The organism is Streptomyces sp. NRRL B-24484 (genome assembly GCF_000717715.1).
GTDB lineage: Bacteria > Actinomycetota > Actinomycetes > Streptomycetales > Streptomycetaceae > Kitasatospora.
The window spans coordinates 1-12,067 of the sequence record NZ_JOAI01000016.1 but is presented as its reverse complement, the minus strand read 5'-3'; the positions used below and the strand labels follow the sequence as shown (position 1 = coordinate 12,067).

9 protein-coding genes are annotated in these 12,067 nt (G+C 72.2%); 2 read left to right on the top strand and 7 right to left on the bottom strand.

Features of this window, described 5'->3' with window-relative positions; all coding sequences use genetic code 11:
- Positions 1–23 precede the first annotated feature (23 nt).
- The 7 genes from IE98_RS0116335 to hemA form a co-directional block, all read right to left on the bottom strand.
- The gene (locus IE98_RS0116335; protein ID WP_052390583.1) at positions 24–1,289 is read right to left on the bottom strand and encodes an MFS transporter; all 1,266 of its coding nucleotides are present in this window, start codon (positions 1,287–1,289) and stop codon (positions 24–26) included.
- Between the two features lie 3 nt (positions 1,290–1,292).
- Positions 1,293–2,639, bottom strand: a complete 1,347-nt coding sequence (locus IE98_RS0116330) for a hypothetical protein (protein WP_043174319.1) — start codon at positions 2,637–2,639, stop codon at positions 1,293–1,295.
- A gap of 68 nt (positions 2,640–2,707) precedes the next feature.
- Positions 2,708–4,726, bottom strand: coding sequence for a phenylacetate--CoA ligase family protein (locus tag IE98_RS0116325; protein WP_234443561.1), 2,019 nt, complete (start codon positions 4,724–4,726; stop codon positions 2,708–2,710).
- The gene (locus tag IE98_RS0116320) at positions 4,723–5,931 is read right to left on the bottom strand and encodes an ATP-grasp domain-containing protein (RefSeq protein ID WP_030269533.1); all 1,209 of its coding nucleotides are present in this window, start codon (positions 5,929–5,931) and stop codon (positions 4,723–4,725) included. The genes IE98_RS0116325 and IE98_RS0116320 overlap by 4 nt, the downstream gene beginning before the upstream one ends.
- A complete protein-coding gene (locus tag IE98_RS0116315) occupies positions 5,928–6,896 on the bottom strand; it encodes a 3-oxoacyl-ACP synthase III family protein (RefSeq protein WP_030269531.1) in 969 nt (322 codons plus the stop codon). Before IE98_RS0116315 ends, IE98_RS0116320 begins: the two co-directional genes overlap by 4 nt.
- Positions 6,893–7,768 carry a TauD/TfdA dioxygenase family protein gene (locus tag IE98_RS0116310; RefSeq protein ID WP_052390581.1) on the bottom strand — a complete coding sequence of 292 codons (876 nt, stop codon included), beginning with the start codon at positions 7,766–7,768 and terminating at the stop codon, positions 6,893–6,895. Before IE98_RS0116310 ends, IE98_RS0116315 begins: the two co-directional genes overlap by 4 nt.
- Positions 7,769–7,806: 38 nt before the next feature.
- On the bottom strand, positions 7,807–9,015 hold the full coding sequence (gene hemA / locus IE98_RS0116305) for a 5-aminolevulinate synthase (protein WP_030269528.1): 1,209 nt from the start codon (positions 9,013–9,015) through the stop codon (positions 7,807–7,809).
- Between the two features lie 349 nt (positions 9,016–9,364).
- On the opposite strand from hemA, the gene IE98_RS0116300 reads away from it, so the two are divergent.
- Both IE98_RS0116300 and IE98_RS0116295 read left to right on the top strand, forming a co-directional pair.
- Positions 9,365–10,615, top strand: coding sequence for an MFS transporter (locus IE98_RS0116300; RefSeq protein WP_234443560.1), 1,251 nt, complete (start codon positions 9,365–9,367; stop codon positions 10,613–10,615).
- 170 nt (positions 10,616–10,785) lie between these two features.
- Entirely contained in the window at positions 10,786–11,475 is a 690-nt protein-coding gene (locus IE98_RS0116295) for a hypothetical protein (protein WP_030269525.1), read from the top strand.
- The last annotated feature ends 592 nt before the right edge of the window (positions 11,476–12,067 follow it).

Genomic DNA, 12,067 nt, shown 5'->3' with positions numbered 1-12,067 from the left:
GCCGGCCAGCCCGAGGATCTGCCTCATGCCCGCCCCCGGGTCGGCCAGTGCCGCATCGCGGGGACGAAGGCCAGCACGATCAGCAGGTTGAGCGCGCCGCCGACCAGCCAGGGGGCGCGCAGCCCGTACGAGGCGGCGACCAGGCCGCCGGCCACTGCGCCGAGCGGGATCGCACCGAAGCAGACCATGCGGGTGCCGGTGGAGACCCGGCCGCGCAGCTCGTCGGGGACGAGCCGCTGGCTGACCGACTGGGCCATCACGTTCCACAGCGACAGGCCCGCCGACCAGACGCAGAACAGCGCGGCCACGACTGCCGCCTGACGGCCGATCAGGCCGATGACGAGCAGGCTGGCGGCCCCGGCGGTGGACACCGTGACGGCCACCGCGCGGGCGCCGCACCGCTCGACGACCCGGCTGCTGGCGAGCGCCCCGAGCACACCGCCGACGGCCATCGCCGCGACGAGCAGGCCGTAGCCGCCCCGGCTGACGTGCAGGGTCTGCTCGGCGAACAGCACCAGCACCGACTGGGCCATGGTGACGCAGAAGTTGCTGGCGGCGGCGAGCACCACGATGGTGCGCAGCACGGGGTTGCGGAACAGCAGCTTCAGCCCCTCGGTGGCCTCGGCGAGCATGCCGCGCGCGTCGAGCGGCGCGGCCGTGCGCCCGGGCCGGAACCCCTCACCGGTGCCGCGGATCCGGGAGATCAGCAGCAGCGAGCCGAGGTAGGTCAGGGCGTCCACCCAGAACGGCAGCGGCAGCAGGAGGGCGAACAGCGCGGAGCCGAGCGGCGGCCCGACGAACTGCCGGCCGAGGGTCTCGGCGGTGACGCTCCGCCCGTTGGCGGTCTCCAGCGCGGCGCTGGGCACCACGGTGGGGATGACCGCCCGGTTGGCGCCGATGAACAGGACGTCCCCGGTGCTGAGCCCGAAGGCGAGCAGGTAGAGCATCCAGATCCGGGTGAGGTCGAAGGTGGCGAGGACGGCGACGGCCAGCAGCAGGACGGCCTGGACGGCCTGGGTGCCGATCATCAGCCGGCGCCGGTCGAACCGGTCGACGATCACCCCGCCGGGCAGCGCGAGCAGCAGCCACGGCAGGCCCTCGGCGAGGACCACCCCGGACACCAGCCGGGGGTCGCTGGTGATCCGGCTGGCCAGCAGCGGCAGGGTGGCGAGCAGCACGCCCTCGCCGAGGGTCTGCAGCGAGTAGGCGGACAGCAGGTACCGGAAGTCGCGGCCCGGGCCGGTGCGCGCGGCGGTGGCCGCGGGCGGGGGCAGGACGGTGGTGGCCATGCGTCAGTTCTCCTCGGTCGCGTCGGGGTACAGGAAGACGCCGGCCAGCTTCTTGCGCGCCGCCTCCAGGGTGAACGGTTCGCCGGAGGGCACCAGGCGGCTGCCGCCGCCGGCGAACCCGCCGGGCATCCAGTACAGGCCGAGGCAGGAGTCCCAGTCCTCGGTGCGGCCGGTCGCCGGGTCGTGGACCGGCTCGCGGCGCGGCACGACGCGCTGCTGGACGACCGCGCCGACCTCGGCGGCCTGTCGCAGCGCCCGCTCCCACTGCCGGTCGTCGACCAGCCAGCCGCAGGTGATGCCGGAGCCCGCGAAGCCCTCGTTGAGCTTGAGGATCAGGTCGGCGCGGCGCTCGCGGCACTCCTCGACCGTCGAGCGGTCGGCGCCGCGGCCGGCGGTCAGCATCCTCGTCCAGGGCAGCACCCGGTCGACCGTCGCCCGCTCCTCGGCGGAGAGGTGGCCGCGCAGGCTCGGGTCGGAGAGGTACGCCATCCACCGCTTGTTGGCGTGCAGGTCGGTCTCCAGGGGGCTCCACAGCACCACCCGGCCGTCCCGGTGGGCGTCGCGCAGCCGCTCGGTCAGCGCCCGGCCCTCGGGGTGGTCGACGACCTGGTCGAGGTCGAAGACCCGGTACACCAGGTCGACCGGTGTCCCGTCGAAGCGGACCCGGCCGCGGTCGACGGTGAGGTCGCCGATCTCGCCGAGCCGGCACTCCAGGCCGTGGCCCCGGAGGATCCGCTGCAGGGGGCGCCAGGCGTGGCCGTAGCTCGCCATCCCGCCGGGCCCCTCGACCAGCGCGACCACCGGGTCCCGCCCGGAGGTGACGGCGGAGGCGGCCGCCCGCAGCGAACGGGCGAGTTCCGCCGTGGTGTCGACGTGGTGCAGACCGTGGGCGCCGGCGAACTCCCGGAAGGCGTCCTGCTGCAGCAGGGCGTCGGCCACCGCGCCGACCCACTCCTGGCCGCCGGTCTGGCTGGAGGCGTTGAACTCCAGGATCCGCAGCGACTCGCCGTCGTGGTAGGCGTCGATCCGGCCGAAGCGCGGCGGCTTCGTCTTCTGGAGGTCGCCGACCAGTGCGGCCTTGGCGGGGCTCAGCCCGAGGGCCTCGCACACCCGGGCCGTGTCGCCGTCGAAGAGCCGCTCGGGCAGCGAGGTGAGCAGGTCGACGGTGCCGAGCAGGTCCGCCTCGAAGCGGCGGATCTCCTGCTCGCCGAAGAACACCGGCCGGTCCAGGTAGCGGTAGCCGAGGGCGGCGAGCGCCGGGTCGGTGCCGGAGTTCAGGTCGACGGCCGCCAGCGGGCTGCCCGGCCGGGCGAGTTCCCGGTTGTAGCGCCGGGTCATCCGATCAGTCATGGGTCTTCCGTTCTGCGTCCGGCCGGTGCGCGGGTCCGGCGCCGGAGGTCGTGGTGTCCGACGGTCGTTCAGGTGAGGCGCCGGTCGATGACGGTCTTGATCTTGCCGCTGACGGCGTTGCGGGCCAGCTCGCCCTCGGCGTGGCACTCCACGACCAGCTCGAAGGGGTTCAGCGAGGCGTCGAAGGAGTGGTGGTCGCTCAGCACCTCGAAGCGGTCGGCCAGGTGCGCGTGCACCGCCTGCGGGTCGAGCGGGGCGGGCGACTCGGTGCGGACGGTCACGGTCTCCCGGGCGTCCGAGGAGTTGATCTCGACCTGGAGCTGGGAGACCTCGAAGCGGGCCAGCTCGGCCATGATCTCGCCGTACAGCACGGTGCGGCCCTTGACCTTGATCTGGCCGTCCGAGCGGCCCAGGTACTCCAGCACCCGGCCGGTGACGCCGCAGCCGCAGGTGTGCCGGACGATGCGGCCGAGGTCGCCGATCCGGTAGCGGATCAGCGGGCCCTCGAACTTCTGCATGCTGGTCACCAGCAGCTCGCCCGCGGTGCCGTCCGGGACGGGGCGGCCCTGCTCGTCGACCACCTCGATCAGGTTGTAGTCCTCGCACAGGTGGTGCAGGGTGCCGCCCAGTTCACCGCACTGGTAGCCGAGTTGGGCGCCGTCGTTGGCCGCCAGCACACTGGCGATCACCTCGGTGCCGAGCTCCTCGCGCAGCCAGCGCTTGTCGGACTCCTGCATCGGCGTACCGCCGTAGACCACCTTCTCGATCCGCAGCCCGGGGTGGCGCGCCTTGGACTCGCGCAGCACCGGCAGCAGCAGGGCCGGCTGGCCGAGGACCACATTGGCGTCGAAGCTGCGGGTGAGCATCAGCACGTCGTCCGGGGTGATCATCTGCGCGGTGCTGTACGCCTCCACCGGCATCCGGGACAGCTCCATCGCACTGGTGATCAGACCTCCGTACAGGCCGCCGCCGAACAGCGAGTTGATCACCCGGTCGCCGGGCCGCAGCCCCAGCGCGTAGAACAGCGGCACCGCCTCGCGCATCATGTTGTTCCAGTCGCCGCGCGAGTAGACGATGTAGCGCGGTGCGCCGGTGGTGGCGCCGCTGCGCAGCACCTCGCCGCTCGGCCGGGCGCCGCTGCTCAGGCCCCGGGAGGCCGGCAGCGAGTTCCGCTCCAGGTCGGCCTTCTCCAGCACCGGCAGCTTCGCCAGGTCGGCCCGCTCGGCGATCGGCGGCAGGTCGCGGTAGTACGGTGCGCGGCGGGCCTGTTCGACCAGGTAGCGCAGCTTGGCGGCGAGCCGCTCGTCCTCCTGCGCCGCGTCCGCGCTGCGGGCGTCGGCCAGGCGGGTGCCCATCAGGTAGTCCTGCCGGTACAGCTCGCCCACCCAGGCGGAGCGGCAGTCCAGGCGCAGCGCGCCGGCGGCCGGCCGGGCGGCGGCGTCCGGGCCGCGGTCGGCGCCCACCCGCACCCGCAGCGCGGGCACACCGGGGCGCTCGGCGGCGGTGGTGACGGTCCCGTCGGCCAGGTCGACCGGGACGAGCAGGTCGGGCACGGTGACCGGGTGACCGTCCACGGCCGCACCGCGGGGCGCCGTCCGGGCGGGCGGCAGCGGCACGCCGGCCGCCCGCACCTCCGCGACGAGCGCGGCCCAGAACGGCTCGCGCACGGTGCGGATCACCACCTCGTTGCCGGCCGCCCAGGCGAGCAGCAGGCCGCGCAGCGTGTTGCCGGGCCGCAGGTCGTCGAGGACCACCGTGCCGACGGGCGCGTACTCCAGCACCTCGTCGGAGTCGACCAGGTGGTGCCACGGGTACTGGGCGAGACCGTCGAACAGCTCGTCCAGGCCCTCGGCGAGCTCCGCCGAGTCCCACAGCGCGGCCAGGCCGGCCGGGCCGATCAGCCGGGCCGCCGCCGAGTCGGGCCGCTCGGCGAGCTGTCGCTCGACGTGCCGAACGGCCAGCACCAGGTCGGTCGGGTGGAACCGGGTCGCCTGCTTCGTGGGGGTGGCGTTCTCCGTACGGTCCGCGTTCTCCGCGACGGTGGCGTTCTCCGCACCGTCCGTGTTCTGCGTACGTGCGGTGTTCATGCGGTGGCTCCCGCCAGGACGCACTGCTCGACGGTGATCTCGCGCAGGCAGCGCTCCAGGAACTCCCGCAGCACGGCCGGGTCCTGGTGCGAGGCCTCGACGAACAGCGGCACCTCCCACTCCTGGTAGCTGACCGAGCCGGTCGCCGGTGCGGCGTCGCCGTCCTGCTCCAGCAGGTGCAGCCGGTCCACGCAGGGGTGCTCGCGCAGCTCGTCCGGGATGTCGACGGCCACCCGGGCACCGGGCTCCAGGTGGTGCCCGGGGAAGATCAGGAAGCCGTGGTAGCGGCCGCTCGGCCGCTGCGGCTCCGGCCGTTCGAAGCCCAGCCGGATCGCGATCTCGTGCGAGGGCAGGTGCACGCCGGTGTGCCGCAGGTGAGAGTCGACGATGCCGCCGCCGCCCAGCCGGTTGGCCACCTCCAGGAAGACCAGCTCGCCCTCGGCGGTCTCGAAGAACTCCAGGTGCAGGCAGCCCTCCTCGATGCCGAGCGCGGTCACCACCTGCGCGGCGAAGCGGTGGTGCCGCTCCTCGTGGGGCAGTTGGCCGGAGCCGATCGGCTCGCCGGCCGCGAAGTCCACCGGCTTGCCGGCGTACCGGCTCACCACCAGGTCGGAGAGCCGGCCGGCGGTCACCAGGGCGTCCGCGTGGAACAGCTCGCCCTCGATGTACTCCTCCAGCTGGTGGTCGCCCGGCTCGGCGAGGGTGCGGTAGTGCTCGACCGCCTCGCGGGCCGTGTCGTGGACGGTCACGCCCTCGCTGGAGGCGCCCTGCCGGGGCTTGACCACGGTCTTCCCGGTCCACGGCAGCGGGCCGCAGACCGGCGGCGCGGCGACGAAGCGCGGGTGGCGCACCCCGGACTCCAGCAGGGCCCGCTTCATCGCCACCTTGTCGCGGACGTTCTCCAGCTGCTCCAGCGAGGGGCCGGGCACCCCGAGGTGCTCGCGGATGCGGTGCGCTCCGAGGATGCCGGACTCGGACAGCGCCAGCACCTGCTCGTAGCCGTCCTCCCGCGAGGTGCGGGCGACGACCTGCTCGGTGAGGTCCAGGGCCGGGTCGATCAGCAGCCGCTCGCAGCGCAGGCCCTCGGGCAGCTGCGTGTTGCCGATCGGCCCGCAGACGTACGTGACGTCGTGCTTCTCGTGGTCGATGCCCAGGTGGTACTGGATCTTCCGGTACGGCACCTGATTCATGATCAGAATCTTCATCGGTGATACTCCAAAGCAGTGATGCCCCAGCTGAAGCCCATGGCGCTGGTGGCCAGCAGGATCAGTTCGCCGCCGCGCAGCCGTTGCTGGGCGCGCAGCCCGTCGAGGGCGATCAGGGTGTCGGCTCCGCCCATGTGGCCGAGCCGGTGGTAGTTGAAGACGCTCTTCTCCGCCGGGAGTCCGAGCTCCGCCAGCAGCCGCCGGTGCATGTCCCGGTCGCCCTGGTTGATGAGCAGGTGGTCGACGTCCCCGGGCTTCGCGCCGATCGCGTCCAGGGTCTCGTCGATCAGCGCCGTGAAGTTCTCCACGTACGCGGCGGCCAGGCCCGTGCGGTGCGCGGCGCGGCGGATCGCCACCTTCCCGTCGCGCAGCTCGCCGGCGTAGTAGTCCGACCAGCTCGGGTCGGTGCGCATCGCGGTGTGCAGCAGCCGGAAGGGCGCGTGCCCGCGGGCGACCAGCATCGCGGCCGCCGCGTCGCCGAAGTTGAACAGCGCCTTGGAGGCGGGGTCGGTGTAGTCCACCATCCGGCTGAGCCGGTCGCCGACCAGGACCAGGGCGTACCCGCCGGTCTCCGCGGGCGCCGAGTCCAGCCGGTCGGTGGCGACCTTCAGCGCGGCCATGCCGGCGTTGCAGAAGTTGGCCACCTCGAAGCAGTGCGCCCGGCCGATCCCCAGGTGGTGCGCGACCTTCGCGGCCGGCGACCAGAACGGGCGGTCCCACTGGCCGGAGCCGGCGTAGATGACGTACCGGATCTCCTCCCGCGCCACGGGGGTGCGCTCCAGCAGCTCGGCCGCGGCCTGCGCGGCCAGCTCCCAGGCGGTCTCGCCGTCCCCGAGCACCGGGAACCCCTCGGCGTGGGTGATGGCGAGGATGTCGGCCAGGGGCACCCCGGAGGCGGCGTGCATCGCGTGCACGTCGGCCCGCCCCCGGGGGAAGCCCACGGCGAAGTCCAGGACGCCGCTCACTGCACCTTCTCTTCGACCGGCCCGACCTCGGCGTCCGCCGTCTCGATGCTGACCCGGTACACCGTCCGGCCGACGCCGGGCTCGACCTCGGTGGCGACGTGGTACGCCGTGCGGGTCTTCCAGATCACCAGGTCGTTGGTCGTCCACACGTGGGTGTAGACGTGCTCCTCGTCGTGGATCAGACCGTCGAGCAGCGCGAAGAACTCCTCGCTCTCGTTGAGGTCGAAGCCCACCACCGAGTCCATGTACTCGCGGGAGCCGTAGACGTACTCGCGCCCGGTGAACTCGTCCTTGCAGATCAGCGGGTGCTCGACCGGGGGGTGCTCGATGTCGATCACCGCCTTGAACTCCGCGACCGACAGGCCCACGTGCTCGGGGCGGATCCGCAGCCGCTTGGCCACCGTGTGCACGCCGATCCGGTCCGCCAGCCGGGCCTTCCACTCCTCGGGCAGCCGGTCGTAGACGTCCGCCGCGTTGGCGAACTTGGTGTGCCCGCTGGTCGACGGCACGTTGAGGCCGTGCAGCATCGTGTACGGCGGCGGCGCGGCCGTGAACGAGGAGTCCTGGTGCCAGAAGTTGCCCACCCGGGCGACGCCGATCGGCTTGCCGTCCTTGAGCTCGTTCGAGGAGATCATGATCTCCTCGAACTCCGGGTGGCGGTACTTGCTGATGACGAACGGCACCGGACGGCCGAGCCGGCCCGCGAGCTCGATCTGCTGCTGCGGCGTCAGCTCGATGCCCCGCACCACCACCAGCTCGTGCAGCTGGACGCCGTCGACGACCTCCTGCCAGACCTCGGGACGCTCCAGGTCCTCGTAGCCGACACCGCTGATCTCCACACCGATGAACGGCGTGATCTGCTTGACCTGCACTGTCCTTCTCCTCTTTCTCTGTTGTGTTCGTCCGGCCGTCAGGCCAGTTCGAGGCAGCGCTGCATGGCCTCGGCGAAGTACGCGATCTGCTCGGGGGTGCGGAACGGCGCGACCGTGACCCGGAAGCGCTCGCCGCCACGGGCGACCGACGGGAAGTTGATCGGCTGGACGTAGATGTCGTAGTGCTCGCGCAGCAGCTCGGAGACCCGTCGCACCCGCTCGCCGCCGGGCACCATGACCGGCACCAGGTGGCTGTCCGCGTCGAGGAAGTCGATGTTCCTGGCGCGCAGTTCGGCCTTCATCAGGGCGACCTTGCGGTACAGCTCGGCGCGCATCCCCTCGCCCTGCTGGACGATCGAGAGGCTCTTGAGGGTGGCCTCCATGGCGGCCTGCGGCAGCGAGGTGGTGAAGATGAAGCCGGGAGCGTGCGAGCGCACGTAGTCGAGCACCGTGTCGGGGCCCGCCACGTACCCGCCGACGGTGCCGATCGCCTTGCCGAACACGCCCTGCACGAAGGTGGCGCGGTGGTCGTCGAGCTCCTCGCAGAGGCCGGCGCCGGTGGCGCCGCGCACGCCGATGGAGTGCGTCTCGTCCAGGAAGGTCAGCGCGTTGTACTTCTCCGCGAGGTCGAAGATCGCGCTCGCCGGGGAGGTGTCGCCGTCCATCGAGTACACCGACTCGAAGACGATCAGCTTGGGGCGGTCTGCGTCGTACAGCGCGAGCTTCGACTCCAGGTCGGCCAGGTCGTTGTGGGCGAAGACGTGCTTGCGGGCGCCCGAGCGGACGATGCCCTCGATCAGCGAGCGGTGGTTCAGCGAGTCGGAGAACACCACCACGTCGTCGAGCGCCGCGATCAGGGTGCTCAGCGTCTCGAAGTTGGCGACGTAGCCGCTGGAGAAGATCAGTGCGCGCTCCTTGCGGTGCCAGCCCGCCAGTCGGCGCTCCAGCTCGACGTGCGCGGTGCTGGTGCCTGCGATGTTGCGCGAACCGCCGGTGCCGGTGCCGTGCTTCAGGGTCGCGTCGACCTGCGCGGCGATGACCTCGGGGTGCTGGCTCATCCCCAGGTAGTCGTTGCTGCACCAGACCTGCACCGTGCGGTCGCCGTGCCGGGTGTGCCCCCGGTCGTTCGCCAGGTGGCCCACCGGGAAGAACTCCCGGTACAGCCGGCTCTCCTTGAGCTCCTCGATCCGCTGCTCGAAGACGTCGAGCACGGCGTCCTGCCGCACGGCAAAAGTTGAAATAGACATGACACTCCTCTGGAACGTGCCGGGCCGCAAGGCGATTCGACGGTGTGTGTGACGACGGCCCCCGGAAGCCGTCCGGCCCCCTCTTTCCGACACCCATCCTGCTCCACCGCCAACACCCCGACCTAGCGATTCACCTGGCATGACCTCGCCTGGCGAGCCCCTGCCAGCGGGATGCCGAAGTCGGCCTCGACCAGGGTCGGGCGGTCCTCGGAACCCGCCTGCAGGAACGGGCCCGCACGCCCCTCGGATTCGGCCCGGCCCGGAGCAGTTGCGGTCGGCTTCCGTCCACTGCCGACCGGCGCTCGCGTCGCGACTCGATTCGGGGCCCGTGGCGGCACAATGAATCCACGTGACGCACTCCGGCCTGCAGCAGCCCCCGCTCTACGGCCCCCCCGCGGCCGCCGGGCCGGCGATCTGGTCCCGCAACTTCCGCTACTACTTCACCGCGCGCACCGCCGGGCTCCTCGGCCACACCATGCTCCCGGTCGCGGTCTCCGCAGGACTGATCGGCTCCGGCCACGGGCTCGGCAGCGTCGGCCTCGCACTGGCGTGCCTGACGGCACCCTTCGCCGGCCTGGTCCTCTTCGGCGGCGTGCTCTCCGACCGGTTCACCGCCCGCCGGATGATGATCGGTGCCGATCTCACCAACCTGGTCACCCGGTCCCTGATGGCCGTCCTGTTCTTCCAGGGCATCGACCGGCTCTGGCAGTTGTACGCGCTCATGGCGGTGGCCGGCGCCGCCGCGGCGATGTTCCAGCCCGGCGCCGCGAGCACCGTCCCCCTGGTCGCCCGTGACGTGCAGGGCGCCAACGGCGTGCTGCGCACCTCCGAGGCGCTCACCGCGCTGCTCGGCCCGGCCCTCGCCGGCCTGCTGGCGGGCGCCGCCGCCACCGGCTGGGTGATGGTCATCGCCGCGGCCACCTACGGCGTCAGCGCCTGCGGCCTCTCCGCCCTGAGGCTCGCCCCCGCGACCACCCCGGAGCAGGACGACAGCCTCTGGCGGAACCTGGTGACCGGCTGGCGCGAATTCCGGTCCCGGACGTGGCTGTGGGGCACCATCGTGGTCTGGATGTTCTACACCGTCGCCTCGACCGGACCGCTACTGCCCGTCGCCGCCGGCGTACTCGTCCCCGCCTACGGGGCGACCCTGTTCGGGCTGCTCAGCTGCGCCTTCGCCGTCGGGACGGTGTGCGGAGGGCTGCTCGGGATCCGGCTCAAGCCGCCCCGACCGCTCGCGGCCGGCGCGGTGGCGCTGCTGGCCGTCCCGCTGTACCCGTTCGGGATCGTCCTCGGCTGGCACGTCCCGGCGCTCGCCGCGGCCCAGGTGCTGGTCGGCACCGGCGCCACCTTCTGGGGCGTCATGTGGGCGACCAGCGTGCAGACCCAGGTCCCCGGGCAGGTACTCAACCGCATCCACGCCTACGAGGTTGCGGGCTCGGTCTGCATGCTCCCGGTCGGGAGCGCGCTCGCGGGCCCGGCAGCCGCGTCCTTCGGCCCGAACGCCGTGCTCGCCACGGTGGGAGCGGCCGCCCTGCTGGTCGTCGCGGCCCTGCTGCTCAGCCGCCCCATCCGCGAGCTGCGGCGGGTCCCCGGCACCTGAGGGGGAACCCTCGGGCCCATCGACGCCACTCCGCACCACTGGCCCTCGATCGCCCCAAGCGCAGGCTCTCGTAGCCGAGTTGGTTTCTCATGGGCCGCGTGGCGGGCACCTAGAATCGTGGATGCCGTCGGGTCGGGTGCGGGCCGACGGCCGGGACTGGGGGGAACCGGATGGAGAGCAAGCAGCGCGTCGTTCGCCGGAACATGCTGCTGTCCAGACTGCTGAACGCGTCGGCCGCAGTGGCGTTGGCGCTGTTGGCCTACAGCGTCGTCCGCGACAACCTCTCGGCGACGCTCCAGGACGCCTGGCCGTGGAAGCTGAGGCTCCTGGACATCCAGAGCGCGACCACCGCGGCCCTGGCCGCGGTGGGGGCGTCACTGGCACGCGCCCAGTACGCCAGGACCGTCAAGCCCGTACTCGTGCACTCCGGGCGGGCCGTGGACGGCATGGCCCCCTTCGGCCAGCGGGTCTGGGCGTGCAGCCTGACGAACGCCGGCCCGGACGTCGCCGTCCTCTCGGAGATCAGCTACCTGGTCACGTTCCTGCCCGCCGCGCCCGACGCACCACCCCGCGCGTCCGGCACCTGGGGCACCGCCCTGCAAGCGGTCGACTCGATCGCCGCCGAGGGCCTGGAGATGCGGAAGGACTTCATGCTCACGGTCATCACGGCGGGCAGCGCGCTCCCGGCCCAGGGGATGAAATTCCTGGGATGGTTCACCGAGAAGGCCATGCGCACGGTCGACGAGGTCTACATCCGCATCCGGGTCGTCGACCGGGTCGGCGACACCCACGAGCGGATCATCGCCTGCCTCAAGGCCGCCGACCGCACCCCGGCCCACACGGACCCGGAGCTCTCCTGACAGGGACGGGCGAACCCAGCATCGAGTGAGTGTGACAGGCGCACAGAACAGCGGCACCGGCGCAGTTGCACAGGCGTACCGCGGACAGGGCGCCGTCTCCGAGACCAATGGAAGCACCACCCGGGCGAACCGCTACGGCCCCTGCATCGTCATGCGGCCGACGCCACAGAGGCGCCGGACCCGACGCCCATCACGCGCGGCCTCCCCACCAACGCCGTCCCGGTCGCACGCGCCCGACGTCACCTGCAGACGTCCGAGGGCCGGAGGCATGCGGCTCCGCCCCGTGGAGCAGTGTCGGGACCCCGGGTGAACCTGCGGCCCATGGCCCCGACCACGCCTCCTGGCAGCGCCTTGGCCCGTCCTGGAGCAGGCGGTCCACACCGCCAGGACGATTCTCGCCGTTGGCCCGTGCGCGTCGCCTTTGTTGTCAGCGGTGTTGTCAGGCATCGACCCCCACTTCCCGCACCCACTGACACGCCATCGGCACGAGGCACCTAGTGTCCTGAGTCTGGAATTTCATTCATAAATGTAGACTGAGCTTGTGGCGCGGACGGGGCGGCCGAAGGCCGAGTTGATGTTGTCGGACGATGAG